At 70.5% G+C, this 17256-nt stretch carries 12 protein-coding genes; 6 read left to right on the top strand and 6 right to left on the bottom strand.

Annotated elements, in window-relative coordinates; genetic code table 11:
• Positions 1-21: 21 nt before the first annotated feature.
• From ACTIE5_RS06640 to ACTIE5_RS06620, 5 genes are all read left to right on the top strand, one after another.
• Positions 22-504, top strand: a complete 483-nt coding sequence (locus ACTIE5_RS06640; protein ID WP_439548910.1) for a putative toxin-antitoxin system toxin component, PIN family — start codon at positions 22-24, stop codon at positions 502-504.
• A complete protein-coding gene (locus ACTIE5_RS06635) occupies positions 501-587 on the top strand; it encodes a toxin-antitoxin system HicB family antitoxin (protein ID WP_439548961.1) in 87 nt (28 codons plus the stop codon). Before ACTIE5_RS06640 ends, ACTIE5_RS06635 begins: the two co-directional genes overlap by 4 nt.
• Before the next feature lie 417 nt (positions 588-1004).
• Positions 1005-3350 (top strand): TerB N-terminal domain-containing protein, encoded by a 2346-nt coding sequence (locus tag ACTIE5_RS06630; protein WP_439548909.1) that lies wholly within the window; start codon positions 1005-1007, stop codon positions 3348-3350.
• On the top strand, positions 3347-4690 hold the full coding sequence (locus ACTIE5_RS06625; protein WP_439548908.1) for an ATP-binding protein: 1344 nt from the start codon (positions 3347-3349) through the stop codon (positions 4688-4690). The genes ACTIE5_RS06630 and ACTIE5_RS06625 overlap by 4 nt, the downstream gene beginning before the upstream one ends.
• On the top strand, positions 4659-6914 hold the full coding sequence (locus ACTIE5_RS06620) for a DEAD/DEAH box helicase (protein ID WP_439548907.1): 2256 nt from the start codon (positions 4659-4661) through the stop codon (positions 6912-6914). Before ACTIE5_RS06625 ends, ACTIE5_RS06620 begins: the two co-directional genes overlap by 32 nt.
• Positions 6915-7025: 111 nt before the next feature.
• On the opposite strand, the gene ACTIE5_RS06615 is transcribed toward ACTIE5_RS06620, so the two are convergent.
• On the bottom strand, positions 7026-7481 hold the full coding sequence (locus ACTIE5_RS06615; RefSeq protein WP_439548906.1) for a hypothetical protein: 456 nt from the start codon (positions 7479-7481) through the stop codon (positions 7026-7028).
• Between the two features lie 219 nt (positions 7482-7700).
• A complete protein-coding gene (locus tag ACTIE5_RS06610) occupies positions 7701-11504 on the bottom strand; it encodes a hypothetical protein (RefSeq protein WP_439548905.1) in 3804 nt (1267 codons plus the stop codon).
• A gap of 439 nt (positions 11505-11943) precedes the next feature.
• Here ACTIE5_RS06610 and ACTIE5_RS06605 point away from each other — a divergent pair, with 439 nt between their 5' ends.
• Positions 11944-12297, top strand: a complete 354-nt coding sequence (locus ACTIE5_RS06605; RefSeq protein WP_439548904.1) for a hypothetical protein — start codon at positions 11944-11946, stop codon at positions 12295-12297.
• A 23-nt stretch (positions 12298-12320) separates the two neighbouring features.
• Here the strand turns inward: ACTIE5_RS06605 and ACTIE5_RS06600 are convergent, their stop codons facing one another.
• The 4 genes from ACTIE5_RS06600 to ACTIE5_RS06585 form a co-directional block, all read right to left on the bottom strand.
• Entirely contained in the window at positions 12321-14996 is a 2676-nt protein-coding gene (locus ACTIE5_RS06600) for an AAA family ATPase (RefSeq protein WP_439548903.1), read from the bottom strand.
• Between the two features lie 288 nt (positions 14997-15284).
• A complete protein-coding gene (vapC, locus tag ACTIE5_RS06595; protein ID WP_439548902.1) occupies positions 15285-15698 on the bottom strand; it encodes a tRNA(fMet)-specific endonuclease VapC in 414 nt (137 codons plus the stop codon).
• Positions 15698-15919, bottom strand: a complete 222-nt coding sequence (vapB, locus tag ACTIE5_RS06590; protein ID WP_439548901.1) for a type II toxin-antitoxin system VapB family antitoxin — start codon at positions 15917-15919, stop codon at positions 15698-15700. The genes vapC and vapB overlap by 1 nt, the downstream gene beginning before the upstream one ends.
• A gap of 85 nt (positions 15920-16004) precedes the next feature.
• Positions 16005-17213, bottom strand: a complete 1209-nt coding sequence (locus ACTIE5_RS06585; protein ID WP_439548900.1) for a hypothetical protein — start codon at positions 17211-17213, stop codon at positions 16005-16007.
• Positions 17214-17256: the final 43 nt, after the last annotated feature.

Here is a 17256-nt window from a genome sequence, read left to right as displayed (position 1 = left end):
CAAAGGGACGTTTGACGGTACATGACAAAGACCAGAGTGGACGACAGTTTGAGCAGTGATGTCATATACGACATCATGGTTCTGCGGGTGGTCCTGGATACCGACGTGATGGTCGCCGGCTTTGCCAGCGCCGCCAGCGCGTCGCGCCGGCTCCTGCTCGCAGCGCTCGACGGAGAGTTGCGCCTCCTCCTGTCGACACCGCTGATCCTCGAGTACGAGGCCGTGCTCACGCGCGCATCCGTGCTTGAGATGGCGGGCATCTCGGTGGGGGAAGTGCTGGCTGTGCTCGACGAGTTCGCCGGCGTCTGCGTGTCCGTGGCGTTCGACTTCCGCGTCCGGCCTGACGCGCGCGAGCCGGACGACGACCTGGTGCTGGAGACGGCGGTGAATGGCGGTGCCGACGTCATCGCCACGTTCAATCTAGCCGACCTGCGCGACGGCTCTGCGCGCTTCGGCATCTCAGTCGAGCGACCGGCCGACCTGCTGAGGAGGATGAGGGGATGAGCAGTTTCCCGCTGCGGCTGCCCGACGACCTGAAGGAGCGCGCGGCCGCGCAGGCTGAGGCCGTGGGCGTGAGCCTGAACTAGTACATCGCCACCGCCATCGCCGCGCGCGTCGGCGCGCAGGCCGAGGCGGGGCGATACTTCGCCGCGCGAGGAACTCGAGCCACTCCTGGCCGCGCGCGTGAAATCCTTACGCGCGCTGGCAAGGACAATGCAGCGAGGCCAAGCGATGAACTAGATGGGGAAGGGGGGTAGGCATGCGAATCGACGCGGCTGCCACAGCTCGATGCGGACCTTCCACCAGATCGGTACTATCGTTCAAACGTCAGCACGCGAGGAGGTACATGCGGTTAAGGACTTTCTTTGACGCTCTATAGGCCGTTTTTACCGAACACTGCATTGCGTAGGCGGTTCGCTATGACGTTTGCAGTTCGTCTCGATGTGCTAAAGATCGGGTCATTCCGTTATGCCGACGGTGGTGGCGCCCTGCCGAGGTGAGCCGTGGTCGAAGTCTTCCTTTTTATCGGCGTGCCCCTGCTCGTGCTGTTCTTGATCTCGCGTGGCCGGAAGCGAAGCGCCTCCGTCGTAGCGTCGACCCCGGAACCTGTCCGCTCTCCTCGGCCAACGGGGTTCAATCCGCCCAGCAGCGGGTCAACTGCTTCGCTGGGGTCGCCTCGCGGCGGCGCTTCTAACGCGAAGTCCGGCGAAGGGATCGACACTGTCCGCTTCGTGCCGCTCGACGACGTTGCGCTGCCGCCCGCCAGCCGACGGGCGGCTCCGTCGCCGCCTTCGCAGGCCTGGGTGCCGCCGGGCCAGGCCACGAAGATCGCCGACGTGACCATCCCTGGCGGGATGGTCTACGTCGGCCTGGAGCTCGCCGTTCCCGGCCGCTACGGCACCGATAACTGCCTCATCAACCCGCGGCTTTCCGTCGCGCGGTCCGTCGGCGCCGGCGAGCCCCTCGGCCTGCACTACTGGCCGGACTACGCCTCGATCACCCCCGCCGCGCGCCGCGCCTACCTGACCTGGTTGGCGGGCGGCCGCCGAGATCCCGCTGTCGACATCGGCCTCGTCTTCCTTTTCTTCTACGGCCTGGAGCGGCGCGTGTTCCTCGAGCGGTCGCTGGCCGAGGCCCCGGCGCTGGTCTCCGAAGTCGAGCGCCTCGTCGGCATCTACGGCGGCAACGCCTCCTTCTCGGCCTACGCCACCGAATTCCTCGCAGCGGCTACGGTGATGACGGGACGGATGCCCTTGCGCGTCGAGCCCCAGCCGATCCCGGGCTTCCGTTCGGAAATACCATTCGCCACCCGCGTCCACCTCGGTGCCGCCCTGGCCGACGGGAGGCCCCTCGCAGCCGACGATGCCCTCCTGTGGGTGCTCGGCGTCCCGGAGACGTCCCTGCGGACGCCCGGGCAGCGCTGCTTCGCGGAGCTCCGCCAGCTCTTCGGGATCCGCTTCGCCGAGCGCCATCCCCGGGGCTTAGCCGTCAGCGCGCCCAAGCGGCGTCTGTCGGCAACCTACCACGCCGCGAGCGGCACCTTCACGGTCGAGATTCCAGGTGCGCACACGGTCCTGCCGGATGTCACTGCGTTGTCCGCTCCCCTTCGCGGCCTGGGTGCCATGCTGGAGGCGTGCCAGGTGGAACTGGAGGCCTACAGCCGCCTCCTCGGCCGCAAGCCGGAGGCGCGCGGCGCGCTCCAGGCCGCCCTCCTCCTACCTGGTCCTCTGCGGGATGATGCCGTCCGGGCCGCCCTCGGCCCGGTTCGGGCCCGTGTGACGACGCTGCTCGCCAGCGACGGCCCGGGCGTGGTCGGGGTCAAAGCCCTGCTGGCGGCGCTGGACGTCCAGGTTCCGGACGCCGCAAAGCTATCGGCGTCCATCATGAACCAGGTCGGCCAACGGCTGGACGCCCTGGGCTTCGGCATGGAGCCCGACCGCCGCTACGGCGGCGCTGCCGTCGCCTCCGACGGGCAGGTGGTTCTGTTCGCCGCAGCAGGTGGCGCGCCGGTCGATCCGGAGCGCCCGCCTTTCGTGGCGGCCAAGGCGGCTATGGAGGTCGCCATGCTGGCGGCGGTGGCCGACGGCGAGCTCGGCGCCGACGAGTTCGAGGCACTTCTGGCAGACGCACGTGCCATGGCGGGCCTAGAGCCAGCAGAGCGGCTGCGTCTCGATGCCCTGGTGTGGACCCTGCGGGAGCAGGCTCGGCCAACTGCCGCGCTGAAGCGTGCCGCCGCGCTGCCGGAGGCCGAGCGCCGCGTCATCGCCGCCGCGGCCGTGTCCGCCATCCTTGCGGATGGCGTCGCATCGCCCCGCGAGGTTGCGTTTCTCGAGAGGGTACACCGGTCGCTTGGCCTCCCGGTCGAGGCCGTCCATGCCACCTTGCACAAGGGCGCCGGACCGCGCCCGAAGCCTTCAGCGACAGTGCCCGCGGCGGCCTCTGCAGCGGGTGCCAATCCGGTCCTCGGGCTCGACGCCGAACGCATGGAGCGCATCCGCCAGGAAACGACGGCGGTCTCGGCCCTGCTGTCCGACATATTCTCCGATGATGACGAGGAGACGCCGATTGCAGCCCCGGCCAGCGATCCCGAGGAGCGCCCGGCCTTCGAAGGCCTCGACGCGGCGCACGGTCGGCTGCTCCTCGCCCTGCTGGCCACTGGGCGGATCAGCGCCGAGGACTTCGAGCGGGAGGCCAAGGCCTCGCGGCTGATGCCGGAGGGCGCGGCCGAGACGATCAACGACTGGGGTTTCGACCGCTTCGGCGAACCGGTGATCGAGCTCGACGATGGCGGCGCCGCCGTCCCGGATCACCTGCTCGACGAGTTGCGGAAGGCCGGAGGGGAACGATGAGCGCGACGACGAAGATCCGGCCACGGGACCGGGACACCATCATCCAGGCGCTGTCGGCGGGCGTCGTGCCACGCGTCGGCCTCCAGCACGTCCAGGTCGGCCGCGCGCGGGAGCTGTCGGCTCTCGTGCGGGACGTCGAACGGGTGGCGGATGGCGGGTCGGCGCTCCGCTTCGTCATCGGCGAGTATGGCGCGGGGAAAAGCTTCTTCATGAGCCTCGCGCGCCTGGTCGCGCTGGAGAAGCGCCTCCTGACGGTGCACGCCGACCTCGGCCCGGACCGGCGCCTCCACGCTTCAGCTGGGCAGGCACGCTCGCTTTATGGCGAGGCCGTGCGCAACCTAGCGACGCGGACAAAGCCAGAAGGCGGGGCGCTCGCCAGCGTCCTGGAACGGTTCATTGGGGAGCTAGTGAAGGCGAGCCAGGACACCGGCGTCCCAGTGAAGCGCGTCCTGGAGGAGCGGCTTGGCGACCTCCGGGAGGCCGGCGGCGGCTACGACTTCGCGGCGGTCGTGGAAGCCTACTGGCGCGGCAGCGAGGACGGCGTCGAGGAGTTGAAGTCGAACGCCCTGAGGTGGCTGCGGGGCGAGTACTCGACCAAGACCGAGGCCCGGCAGGCGCTCGGTGTGCGCAACATCGTCGACGACGCCGATCTCTACGCCGGGCTGAAGCTGATCGCCGCCCTCGCGCGCCTCGCCGGCTACGCGGGCCTGCTCGTGCTCTTCGACGAGATGGTGAACCTCTACAAGCTCCAGTCGAAGCAGGCGCGCGACCAGAACTACGAGCAGATCCTCGCCATCCTCAACGACACGCTCCAGGGCAACACGGGGCACCTCGGCTTCGTGTTCGGCGGGACGCCGGAATTCCTCACCGACACGCGGCGTGGCCTCTACTCCTACGCCGCGCTGCAATCGCGCCTCGCCGAGAACAGCTTCGCACGCGATGGCCTCGTGGACCTGTCCGGCCCCGTGCTGCGGCTGCAAAGCCTGACGCCCGAGGAGCTGCACATCCTCCTCGGCAACGTCCGCAACATCTTCGCGGGCGGCGAGCCGGCGCGGCATCTCGTGCCTGACGAGGCCCTGTCCGCGTTCATGATCCACTGCAGCGAAAAGATCGGCGAGGCCTATTTCCGCACGCCACGGAACACTGTGAAGGCCTTCTGCCAGCTCCTGTCGGTGATCGAGCAGAACCCCGGCGCGGACTGGCGCGCACTGCTGGGCGGGGTGGATGTCGTGCCCGATGCCGGCGACGACGGGGCCGAGGAGGCCGTCGGCGAAGTGGCAGCGCCGGCGAACAACGGGAAAGCATCGGGTGACGACGAACTCTCGTCTTTCCGTCTCTGACGACGCGCGGGCGGCGTTCGAGCTCCTCCATCCGGAAGTCAGGCGCTGGGTGCACGACCAGGGCTGGGCGAGCCTGCGTGACATCCAGGTCCGCAGCATCCACGAGATCAGGGGAAGCCTCACGGCCGACGTCCTGGTGTCCGCCTCCACGGCCGCTGGCAAGACCGAGGCAGCATTCCTGCCGGCTCTCTCGGCGGTGGCCGAGGATGGAGGCGACGGCCTGGGGATCCTGTACGTGGCGCCGCTGAAGGCGCTCATCAACGACCAGTTCGGCCGGCTGGAAACCCTGTGCGACCGGCTCGGGCTGCCGCTCGTGCGCTGGCATGGCGACGCGCCCGATGCGCCCAAGCAGAGGATCGCGGCGAAGCCACGTCGGGGGATCGCCCTCATCACGCCAGAATCCATCGAGGCGCTGCTGTGCCGCCGGCCCGGCGTCGCCTCCGCCCTGCTCGGACGGGCGCGCTTCGTCATCGTGGACGAGATTCACGCCTTCCTTGCCGGGCCGCGCGGCCTTCACCTCGCCTCCCTCATCAGGCGTATCGAGGGCCTCTCGTCCAACCCAGCGCGACGGATCGGGCTTTCGGCCACGCTCGGTGACCTCGACGCCGCCTGCGCCTGGCTGCGGCCCGCGGACCCGGACCGGGTCCGCGTCGTGAAGTCGTCCCAGGCCTCAGGAGCCGAGCTGCGCCTCCAGGTCCGTGGCTACGTGGAGCCCGCCAAGTTAGGGGACGACCAGGGCGAGGAGGATCGGTCGGCCATCCAGGATGTGGCGGGCCACCTGATGGCGACGCTGCGCAACAGGAATGCACTCGTCTTCGCGGGGTCGCGGCAGCGGGTCGAGTACCTGTCGGACCTGTTGCGTGAGCGCTGCGAAGAGGAGCGCGTTCCGAACGAGTTCTTCGCGCACCACGGCAACCTCTCGAAGCATCTGCGCGAAGAGCTGGAGGCCCGCCTCAAGGACGGCCAGCTGCCGACGACGGCGGTGTGCACCTCGACGCTTGAGCTGGGTATCGACATCGGCACCGTCGAGGCCGTGGCGCAGGTTGGCGCGCCGCGCTCGCTTGCTTCGCTGCGGCAGCGCCTGGGGCGTTCTGGGCGCCGGCCCGGCAAGCCCGCCGTCCTGCGGCTCTACGTCATCGAGAACGAGCTCGACGGCGACCCGGATCCCCTGGACGAGTTGCGGCCCGAGATCGTGCGGGCCGTGGCCGCGCTGCGGCTTCTGGGCCAGGGATTCATCGAAGCGCCGAAATCGGCCGGGGGCCTCGGCTCGGCCATGCTCCACCAGGTGCTGTCGGTGATCTGCGAGCGTGGCGGCGCGCGGGCGGAGTCCATTCACCGCACCCTCTGCGGTCCCGGTCCCTTCGCGGGGGTTCCGGTGCCGCTCTTTGCGGACCTTCTGCGCGGGATGGGCGCGCCTGAGGCCGCCCTCCTCGAGCAGGCGCCGGACGGGACGCTGATGCTTGGGCGGGTCGGAGAGCGGCTCACGGCCGGCCGCGACTTCTACGCGATGTTCGAGAGCCCGGAGGAATGGCGCCTCGTCGCCGCCGGCAAGTCCCTCGGCACACTGCCGGTCTCGGAGCCGCTGCTGGTCGGGAACCTGCTCGTGTTCGGCGGGCGCCGCTGGGCCATCAGGGGTGTGGACGATGCCGCCAAGGTTGTGACGGTCGAGCCCCACAAGGGAGGCCGCCCACCTCGCTTCGGCGGCGCGAGCGGCGAGCCCGTTGACGATCGCCTCGTCGCCGAGATGCTGGCCGTCTTCCGCGACGAGGACGTTCCCACTTGGCTCGACGACGGCGCGCGCCAGTTGCTCGCGCAGGGGCGCGCGGCCTTCCGGCGCCTAAGATTGAACGAGGGCAGCGTAGTCCACCGCGGCGAGGACGTCCATCTGCTGACCTGGCGCGGCTCGCGCGCCAACAGCCTGCTGGCCGTGATCCTGGGGGCGGCGGACCTACGGACGTGGGCGCACGATTTCGGCGTCGTGGTGTCGCGCGCCGAGCCGGCGGCCCTCGTGCGCACCGTAGGTGAGTTGCAGGCGCAGGGGCCTCCCGATCTGGAGGCGTTGGCCGCCGACACGGGAGCGTTGGCGACGGCGAAGTACGACGGGCTGCTCGCACCCGCGGTACTGCGCCGCTTCTGGGCCATGGCGATGCAGGACGTTGTTGACGGCCTACGGCGCGATCTCGGCCGTCTCGCCCTGGGACGCGATGCCGCACAACCTCCTTAATTGGAGCACATCACAACCCGTGAGCAGGCGGGCCGCCGAGGCTACGGAGGAGCGGCCCTCTACCCCTCTCTCTCGGCCCGTTTGGCCGGGAGAGCCTAGCCGCGGCCTCCTCTACGGATCAGTATTTGCGTGCAGCGCCGGACTGGTGGCAGAAGCGCCGTCTCCCAAGACCGCACCGATAATGGAGGCGCAGCGGCCGATAACTGTCAGCGCCATCCCAGGGGTGATGATGTCGTCAGTCCCGTGCGCCAAATGGTTACGCAGAGCGGGTAGCGCGTCGGCGTCCCCGTCAAACTCCGCGGGAAGCCAGCCCCGGGCGAGCGCCGCGCGCAGCAGGCGCGAAAGCCCCCGTGGCGGGGCGGCTGAGGCGCCTGCGTCGAACCGAATCCGGAGCGCTGTTTCTAGGGCGCCGAAGGCCTGCAGCTCGGCCACAATCGCGAGGTCGTAGCAGTACCAGGCGTAGATGAAGGCGTGACGGGCGCGGTCGAACTGCGCGGCGACAACATCCGGGACGCCGTCCGGCAGCGTTATGCGCCGCACCGCGTCGTAGTGGTCGGCGATGGTCATCGCGCGACAGCCGTCCGGACCCGCCATGTAGGCGAAGCGCCGGTCCGGCTCGGTGACGCTAGCAAGATCCTTAAGCACGCCCGCCCCCGCCTCCGCGCGCCCGTCTCCCTGCCCTCGCAACCGCGGTAGATCAAGCAGTGGCGGCCCTCCGGCGCACGTCGGAGCGCGCTCGGGCAGGGACGGCTTCCGTCCGGGGCCGCCCAGCGGGCCGCCGCGCATCTATGGCCCGCCGCTTCGCTGGCCCGGCCCCGAGTCTTCCGGGAGCTCTGCGCGCGGCCCAGGGGCTCGGGCCACCTCGCGGAGCCAAGCAGCGTAGCCGCCCGGCAGCTTCAGGTCGGCCCCGGACGCGGCGGCCGCCGCGAGGGCGGCCAAGCCGCGGAAGTCATCCGCGACCGCAGCCGCGGCCGCCTGAATAGCGGGCGCCGAGAGGCGGGCGTCGGAGAGAGCGAACCGGCGCTCGCCGACGAAGCGGCGCCATTCGAGCTTGGCCCACCGCGCTAGAGGGGCCTCGACGACGTGGCGGAAGTCACTGCGCTGGAAGCGCATGAGGAGGCGGACGCAGCATTCGAGCAGCTCGCCCGTCCCGAGGTCGCCCCGGCCGACGAGCCCCGCGCAGTGCTCAGGTTGCCGGGCTCCAACGCGCGGGAGCGGCCCCAGCGGAAAGGCGGACTCGAGGACCCCTGCCGGAAGGAAACCCGCGCCCAGCAGCAGGTCCCGCACGCGCGCCGCCGCCTCCGGCTTGCCGCCTGCCCCCGCCCGCACGCGGAACGCGAGGATTGCCGAGGAGGCGTAGGCGGCGGCGTCTGGGTGGGCGGGATCGGACGCGGGCACCTCGGCCCGCTGCCAGGGGTCGTCCACGCCGGACCTCATCAGGTCCCGCGCAGCGAGGGCGGCGTCGACCGCCGGCCTCAGGAGGGCCGCGAAGGCGTCGGGGGCGGCGGCGGCGATGGCCGCGTCGAGACGGGCGCGTCGGTCGGCGATCTCCATCGACAGGATCGGGAGGCCGGTCCGGCGCCCGGCGGGGTCGGGAACGGCGTCCGCGAGCCCGGCGCGGACGGCTATCTGGAACAGGAAGGAGCGCGCCAGGTCGAGCGGCGTGAGCGGCAGCTCAACGATGGTCTTGTTCGGCTCCGGATGGCTGCAGGCCCCGGGTGGAAGCGCCGGGGGCCTCCCGTCCACATCGACCGCGCCCATCCCCGCCTCCCGAGCGAACCAGAGCAGCGAGTGGCGGACGATCCTGTGGGCGGCGCCGGATTGGACGTCGGCGTCGGGGTCCAAGTCCGCCAAGCGGTCGAGCGCGGCCGCCATCGCGCGGAGGGCCTTTACCCGGTCGCCCGAGCGCCAAGCCTCGGCAGCCCCGTCGGCCACGAGCCCCGCCGCCATCGCCTGCATCTGCGGGAGCCGGGCGCTTGCCGCGGCCGCGGCCGCTCCCTCGAGCCAGCATGCGGCAAGGTCGTGCCGTCCCAGGCGGGAGGCGGCGATGGCGCCCTCGCGGGCGAGGTGGGCGGCTTCGATCGGAAGGTCGGCGAACGCGTCCCCGAGCGCCTCGACGATCCCGACTACGGCTTCGTCCTCTCTGAGGCCGAAGCGCACCTTCTGCTCGGCGCGGCGCAGCCAGCGGTCCTCGCCCAGGACCGCCCGCGCGGCCTCAAGTCCGCGCAGGGCGCCAGGGGCATCGTTGAACTCCGCCCGGATGTTCGCAGCGGCCGCCTCGAAGGCCACCGCCCAGTCCCGTTCCTTCCAAGACGCCGCCAAGCGCGCGAGCGAGGCGTAGGCCACCGCCGCCGCACGCCCATCGGCCCGACCACTCTTGCGCTCTTTCAGCCACGGGGCGAGCGCGACCACCAGCGGTGCCGTCGCACGGCGGTCGAGCGCCAGCATGCGGGCACGCGTCCGGGTCGGCAGGGCGGAGAGGCGCCCGAACGCGTCGACCAGCCGCGCCACGTCGCGGAGGCCTGACAGCGAGAAGGCGAAGAGGACGGCGGGCAGGTCGCCGGTCCCAAGCCCCGCGTCCGGCGGCGACCCGACGAAGCCGATCTCGTCCATCGCCTCCATCAGACGCCCGAGCATGTCGGGCCACTCGGGCATGTGCCGCGACAGCCCATCCCGGAACATCAGCTTGCCGAGCGCGACCGCTTCAAGGCGCGCCCGCCCGTCGTCGGACACTGAAAAGCCCCGTATCTCCGCGAGGAGTGCGCGGACGGCAGCGGCAGCGCGCCCGTTCACGCCGCGGGCGGACAGGACCAGGGCTTGGGCGAGCCGCAGCTGGACGGACAGCGCCGGGCGCCACGGTGCGATGGGAAGCCGGGTGTTCGCCGCGGCAAGCGTCGGCACGAACGGGCGCAGCATCCAGAGATCGGCCTCGCCCGCCTGGACGATCGCAACGGAGAGCGCCAGGAGCGGCCCCTCGGCCCGGGCCGCCAGCCCGTGGACGTACAGGTTGTCCGCTTGGTCGGCCTGCAGTCCCTCGCCAGACGCGAGCGCGTCGGCGACGCTGCGGTGCAGCTCGCGGACCATCCCGGGCGGGAGTACCGCGCCCCCGGACCCGACAAGCAGCGGCGAAACGCGGAACCGGTCGGGCGCCACGTGGTCGACCCACGGGCCGACGAGGGCGTCGAACGCCTCGCCCGGCAGCGAGACGCAGGGCTCCACTTCCCCGAGGGCCAAGGCGACGCCCCGGGGGAAGCGCCCCTCGACAAGGCTTGCCCGATAGAGGAGCTCCCTCGCCCCTGCGTTCGGCAGCGCAGCGGCCAGCCGGAGCCGCGCCGCCTCGGCCTCGGCGCCCACCTCCGGCTGCGCGGCGAGGACGGTGGTGTCGCATTCGGCTGTCGGCCACCCGCGCTCACGCAGCCCCGTGACGATGGCGTTAGCGAGCTGGGGATGCCCACCGCGCGACGCGATGTGGACGGGCCCGGCCCATGCGGCGTCACCCCCGGCGCAGTCGACGACGCCGCGCACCTCCTCGACCGACAGCGCGGGCATAGGAACCACCCCGCCTGGGCGCAGGCCGAGGGCCGCAGACAGCCGCGGCGTGGGCGCGTTCGTCGACGTCGCGATGACCGCTTCCCCACGCTCCAGGATCTCGCGCAAGGCTGCGACGAGCCGGGGCACCGCGCTCGCAAGGCGCATGTCCGGCAGGTCGTCCACGACCACGCCGACGGCGCCGTCGCGCGGGCGGGCGGCGTAGGACAGAAGGCGGTCCGCTGCATCGTCGGGTTCGGCGCCGCGGAGCTCGACCAGGTTCCAGGCCCCGCCGATCGAGCGGGCCGCGAGGCGGGCGGCAGCCGTCTTGCCCATGCCCGTGCCTCCGTGAAGGAGCGCGATGCCGCCGGAGGCGACGGCCTCGGTCAGCGGCGCCGTGAGAGCGGGACGTTCCACGACCAGCGGCGGAAGGGGTGTCGCCGCCTCGGCCGACCAGCCAGTCGCACGCCGGATCCCGGACGGTCTATGGGCCGCGGCCGCGGCGGTCAGCAGCGCGTCGAGGGTCCTGCGGTCGACGCTCGCGTCGGTCGCGCGCCGCAGTACGACGCGCAGCCCGCCATGCGTTAGCACGCGGTCCGTACGGCGAATGCAGGTGCGAAGAACCTGCTGGACGACGTTGTCGGCCCGCTGCGCCCCTTCAAGGGGCGGCACACCGAGCTCCCGCAGGCAGAACTCCGCCACACGCTCCCCGAGAATTTCCTCCAGCTCCGCAGTGTCGGCCTCGCCGCACCGCCATTCGATGCGCTGGAGGAGGTCGCGCCGAAGCGCCGCGTCGTCGCGGTCCCGAACGAAGCAGTGGACCTCTTCGCCGAGGTCGAGGCGGAGCAGCACCTCGCGCAGCCGGTCCACATCGCCACCGTCCGCGGCCTCGCTCCAACGGCGGAGGCCCGGGATGTCGCCGGTGCGATGCGCCACCTGATGCTCGGTTGCAATGCTCGCGGTGGTCAGGAAGGTGAGCCGGACGGGAACGCCCGGGTTCAGGGCTACAAGCCGCACGAATGATCGCACCGCGGCGCGGACGGGCTCCGCGGCCAGGCTCACCGTCCCCGCGGACCGCTTGACCTGCGTGGCGTCCAGCCGCCCTCGGATCGCTGTCGCGTAGTCCTCGGCGACCTCCAGGTGCAGTTCGCCCCCTTCGGGAAGGCGGATCCACGCGAGGGCCGAGGCCAGGAGCTGGTGCGCGTAACCGCCAAGAGAGTCGATGGCTTGGCGGTCGACCTCCCCGGCGACGGGCCGCGCGGCGCCGGCGGGCGCGGTGCTCCCCGGGCCCGGGGGGCGGAATCGGTCGGTTGGGGAGGAACTCAGGATGGGCGGCCCACGAAATGGGCCACGGTGTGCTCCGCGGCCATCTCACGAGAATATAGTGCCCACCGCTAGCGGATGCACGGACGCCAGTGATGCGGCGCGGTCCGCGCGGCGGTGTCTGCCTTCTTCCGGGCAACCCGGTGTGGACAAGCACCCGAGCGGGACCCCTTTCGGCATGGGGGTCCCTAGGGAAAGGCATTGTCCCGCCTGCATCTCTGAGCGGGACCCCGATGCCGACCTGGGGTCCCGCAGCGCGCCGATCTACAGCACCGGCCGGCTGACGGCGACGGCGATGACGCAGCCCGACGTCTACCGGATGATCGGGCGACGCGCCGAGGCGGCCGGCGTGGCGACGCATATCGGCTGCCATTCCTGGCGCGTGCGGGGCATCACCGCTTACCTGGAGAACGGCGGGCTGCTCGAGCGCGCGAAGGCGATGGCGGAGCAGGCCAGCGCGCGCACGATCAAGCTCCGGGACCGCCGCGGGGAGCAGGTCTCGCTCGACAGGGTGGAGCGGATCGTTCTTTGAACACCTGGGTCTTAAGGTGTCTGTCAAGACGCTGACGCAGCGGGAGTCGGCACTGCCAACGCTGCCACGACTGGGCTCCTTCGCCGCTGGTCGGTTGTCTTGTTTGTCGCTTCTACCAGTGTCAGAACTTCTCGCAGATCGCGCAGGTCCGCCGCCACTTCGCTGGCCGACGGGATCGGCGCGGTAAGGCTCGCTGGGTTGTCGTGGCTGTAGGTGGACGCCCGCTCCATCCCAGCCTCAATGCGGCGGTGCAGGTCGTCGGTGATCTCAACGTAGCGAAGGTTCTGTGTCTTAATCGCTTGGTCGAAGCGCGTGATCACGCCAAAAAACACCTTCTCTTCCACGAGCCGTTCCGAACAGTCGCGCAGCCGCCCGTAGAAGTTTCTGACCTCCAAGCCGTACTGGGAGGGCGGCTCGCCTTCAGCCTTTTTCACCTTGGCAAGCAGTGCATCCATGGTCCCTAGGCGCTTTTTCAGGCTCTTCCCCTCCCAAGGCTCACCGCTGGGGTCCATCAGGCCCGCGCGCGTGCCGCTGCGGTACACGCCCCTGCACTCCATATCGACGGAGAGCTTCTCCGCGACTGCTGTCAGGTGATGCAGGAAAACCAAGCTATGGGTGAAGACGATGACCTGCCGCCGCTGCGCTTCCTGCGCCAGTCGGAGGGCGACGAGCGTGGACCGGTCGTGATCCAGCGAGGAAACCGGGTCATCGACGACGATGGTGGCGTCGTCCGACACGGCTTTGGCCTCCGCCAGGAATGAGGCGAGGGCCAGCGCTCGATGCTCACCCTCGCTGAGAATATCGGAGCTGCGGCATTTGATGGTGGGTGCCAGATCGGTCTTGTACTGCGCCCCGCGCTTGTCCGGCTTTCGCGCGACAGCCGGATTAAGGTGCTGAAGCCGCAGCGCCGCCACCTCATCGTCGAACAGAGCGCGCACACGAGGCGTGAGGTGCGCTTCGCTCAGTTCACCCGCCTTTCGCGTAATGGCGCCGGTGCTCGTCGCTTCCATGCATTGCGACAGCCCGACGTGCAGCTTGAGGTCCCGAACGCGCTGCTCGACTAGTAGGCGCAGCGGCGACAGACGTTGCCGTGCTTCCAGTTCTCTCCGCTCGGCTTCCAGGCGCAGCCTCTCCTCGCCGCGTCGCGCCGCTTCACGCTCGGCAATCTCTGCCTCGAGCCTGTTAGTGAACTCTGTGACGGCGTGGGCTGTAGCCGCGTCGGGCGACGCGACGAGCGCTGGCCAACGCCCCGCGTCCTCGCAAGCCGCCAGCGTGTCTGCCTTTCTGGCTTCTGCGGCAGCGATCCACGCCTCAAGGCGCGATGCCAGCACGTCATCGTGCCGCCGCACACGCGCTAGGCGTTTTGCGTCTTTGCCAGGCTCGGATACGACGAAGCCTACGATCTCGTCCCAGCTATTCCGGAAATCTTCCTCAGCGCGAGATGCTTGGCGTGCCAGCTCCCCCGTCACGAAGGCATCAAAGCGGCGCATCCGCTCGGCGGCCTGCGGAGCCAAGTCCTGATGGCAGAGAACGCAGCGTGCCCCGTCGTCGACCACAGGAAAATCGCGTTCGGGGTATGCCGCTTGTAGCGAGTAATCTCGGGCAGCAGCGTAGAGGCGACGCCAGGTGTCGCTGCCCACGCCTGGCAGGCAGTCAGCTTTGAAGGCGCTTTCGGACGCGCTGTCTGCGGCGGCCCGGGCCGCGATGGCTTCCGCTTGAAGGGTCTGGAGCATCTGGCTGGCGGGCTCGCCCAGGAGCTTCTCCGCCGCGGCAATCCGCTGCGCCATTTGTACGGCCCAGCCCGTCACGGCCTGCAGGTCCGCGACTTCCAGCTGGTCCTGACCAGACAGGAAAGTGGTCAGCTCCTGGAGACGCTCCGAATGCGCCTTGGTCCAGGCGGTGGCTGCCTCAAGCGCCTCGGTAGCAGTACTGGCCGAGAGGCCTGCCAGAAAGCGTCCAGCCTCGGTCGTGGTGGGAAAATCGGCCCTGACGGCCAACAGGACGTCTTTCAACTCCTTCGCTTCCGCATCGAGCTTCTCGCGCAGCCGCGTGCAGACGCCGTTCAGCCTGAACAGCAGGTCGAGGTTAAAGGGCAGGAATGCGATATGGCTGCCCTCATCCACGTAGAGCGCCGCCGCATCGCTGTCGAACACGGCGATCTTCGCGAGGAGCTCGTGCGGCTGGGTACCATCCGCCCAAGGCACTACCACGTCGGAGCCGGCCACATCGAGGTGGAGGGAAGCGGCGGCCGGTGCAGACGCCTCGCCGTAGACGTCGGCCAGGATGGCCTTACGCTTGCCGTCGACGGAGGATATCCGCGACCTGCAAGCATTCCGCAGAACGCGCGTGTAGCCAGACTTTCCGCTGCCGTTCGGGCCGTAGACAACCGTCAGGCCATTCAGCTCGAACTCGAGGCGCTGATTGTCGGCCAGCCGGTTGGCATTCCGCACCTGGGAGATCGCCTTAATGCGGACGACATCTCCCCCGATAGCAGCGGAGAGGTGCGTTGAGGTCAGCGGCGCCGGAGCCGGTGGTGCTGGTTCAACCGGCATACCGTGCTCGGCCTTCAGGATGGTGAGGAGCTCGGCCTCGTCTTCCGCTGTCAGTTGGTCGGTCGCGGCGAGACGCCGAAGAGCGTCCTGCTGCCACGGCCTGAGCTTGTCCGCCCATTCCAGAATGTCGGTTGTGACGTCCGACACTGTTCCACCACGCTTGTTGCAGACTCGAACCTAGCCCGTTCCGGCCCACGTATTCAACAAGCAGCGAGTATCTGTGCCGCCTGCTTTGCGGGTGCGGCAAGGCAGCCACACGCACCGCAACCGGCAAAAAGGCTCCTAGCGTGTAAATCGGTGCGCTGCGGGCCCCCAGATCGGCATCAGGGTCCGACTAAAGCATCGAGGCGGAACGAAGTCTTCCTCGGGGTCTCCCGACGCCGAACGGGGTCTCACTCGCGTGCTTGTTCACAGGCCCAGGCCTCGATCCCCCTTTCAGTCCGACGCCGGGGCCAGCCAGTCCTCCGCGCGCAGGCCGTCCACGCGCCGGAACTCGCCGAGGTTGCCGGTGATGACCACCAGGCCGCGGCTGCGGGCGTGGCCGGCGATGAGGATGTCGTAGGGCCCGATGAGTTGGCCGCGGCGCCCGAGTTCGGCGTGGATCTCGCCGGCATGCGCCGCGGCGTCTTCGTCAAAGGCGAGGACGGCAAGGCGTGCGGCGAGCCCGTCGACCGCCCGGCGGTTCTCCGCCGGGCGCGCTGACTTCGCCGCCCCGTGCAACAACTCCGCCAGGGTGATCGTTGAGAGGCAGAGCGTCTCGGCTTCCGCGTTAAAGCGCGGCCGCAGCCCCTGTGGCCGGTCGCGCAGCAGCCGGATGCAGACATTGGTGTCGAGCATGTTGCGCAGCATCAGAAGGCTTCGCGCGCTTGGTGCGGCGGCTGGACCCGCTCGCCGAGGTCGACGCTCTCGCCGGCAAAGAAGTCGTCCCAGATCGCGGTGGCCGGCACGATCACCCGGCGCGGCCCGTCGCGCAGGATCGCCACCTCGTGGACGCCCGGGGGAAAGGCCACGTCCTTTGGCAGGCGCACGGCCTGGGAGCGGTTGCTCTGGAACAGCGCGGTGCGGGTCATCGCAAGGGCTCCTGGATATACTGCGTGTATATCCCGCCTGGGCCGGGTTTCGCAATTCCCGAGCTTGGCACCCACCGGCCGCCTGTCACTCGTCGAGGTGAGTGTCGTGGTCGTCCTTGGGCTTGTCGTCGTCGTGCCCGTCGACGCCCTCGGCTCTGTCCGCGTCATCGCCCCGCACGACACGGTCGAGGCCGCGTCGGGCGCCGCGGATGGCGGCGTCGACGGCGGCCATGGCGGCGTCGAGGTCGCTGTAGTCAAAGCCCTGCCAAGCCGCCGGCCCGAGCGGCGCGGCCGGCGGCAGCGGGGGCGGCGGTGCCTCATCGGGCGGCGGCAAAAGCCGCGGGCGACCCCGGCCGCGCCCCGGCTCGGGTCGGCGTGGCGGCGCGACGGCCGCGGCCAATGGCGCCAGGCCGGCCAGCCCGAACAGCCGGCGGGCGGCGCGCCCGGTGACCTCGACGGCGATGCCGTCGCGCCGCAGAGCGTCGAGGATGGCGAGTGCGCTCTTGATCGAGATGCCCAGCGCGCGGGCCAGGGTGGTGGCCGAGATCAGCGGCACGGCGGCGAGCAGGTCGACGGCGCGCGGCGTGTGGGAGTGGCGACGGTGGCCGGCGACGGCGCGGCGGGCGGCGCCCCAGCCGCGCTCAAGGTCGTACAGAAGATTGAGGATGTCGTCAGCCTCATCGGCCAGCGCCACCAGAAAGGCCCGGGTCCACCCCGGCAGATCCCAGTCCGCCTCGGCGCGGAGTGCGGCGGCGCCGGTGAGGGGCAGTGGCGCCCGGAGCAGGCCCGACGAGACCCAGTGGCGCGTCATGGCGGCGCGTAGCGGTGCGCGGCGTCCGCCATCCTCGAGCCAGCGCCAGGCGCCGTGCGCGGCGTCCAGCACGGTGACGCCCATGGCGGTGCTGGCGGCCAGGGCGGCCACGGCCTGGCGGGCTTCGCCTTCCTCATCGAAATCGGGGGCGGTGAGCCAGCGGTGCAGGGTGAGCGCGGTGCGGCCGGCTTCGAAGACGCCGCCGGCCTCGGCAATGCTGAGCGCGCCGGCCATGCGGCGCGGCCGCAGGCCCTCGATCAGGGCGGCGAGGTGCCAGGGGTCAATCAGCTGGCCGTCGACGGCGGCTTGCCGACGGACGGCGTCGAGGCGGGCGCGGTGGAGCAGCGCGGGCAGCAGCGGGTGACGGGCGGTCGCCTGGTCCAGGCGGGCGACGCTGGCGGCAGCGCGGGCGAGCGCGGCGAGGATGGCCGGCTCGCCGACCGAGGTTGGGGAAGGCCGGCGCGCGGTGATCGATACGGGCAAGACCGGAATGCCTTCGCCTCAGTGGGATAGCTCCAGTAGTTAC

This window comes from Falsiroseomonas sp. (assembly GCF_051859025.1).
Lineage (GTDB): Bacteria > Pseudomonadota > Alphaproteobacteria > Acetobacterales > Acetobacteraceae > Falsiroseomonas.
This window is presented reverse-complemented; position numbering and strand designations above follow the sequence as displayed.

Excerpts from the sequence above, each read along its gene's own strand:
- ACTIE5_RS06640 (WP_439548910.1), top strand. The coding sequence starts at position 22 with ATGACAAAGACCAGAGTGGACGACAGTTTGAGCAGTGATGTCATATAC.
- ACTIE5_RS06635 (WP_439548961.1), top strand. The coding sequence starts at position 501 with ATGAGCAGTTTCCCGCTGCGGCTGCCCGACGACCTGAAGGAGCGCGCG.
- ACTIE5_RS06625 (WP_439548908.1), top strand. The coding sequence starts at position 3,347 with ATGAGCGCGACGACGAAGATCCGGCCACGGGACCGGGACACCATCATC.
- ACTIE5_RS06615 (WP_439548906.1), bottom strand. The coding sequence starts at position 7,481 with ATGACCATCGCCGACCACTACGACGCGGTGCGGCGCATAACGCTGCCG.
- ACTIE5_RS06605 (WP_439548904.1), top strand. The coding sequence starts at position 11,944 with ATGGGGGTCCCTAGGGAAAGGCATTGTCCCGCCTGCATCTCTGAGCGG.
- vapC (WP_439548902.1), bottom strand. The coding sequence starts at position 15,698 with ATGCTGCGCAACATGCTCGACACCAATGTCTGCATCCGGCTGCTGCGC.
- vapB (WP_439548901.1), bottom strand. The coding sequence starts at position 15,919 with ATGACCCGCACCGCGCTGTTCCAGAGCAACCGCTCCCAGGCCGTGCGC.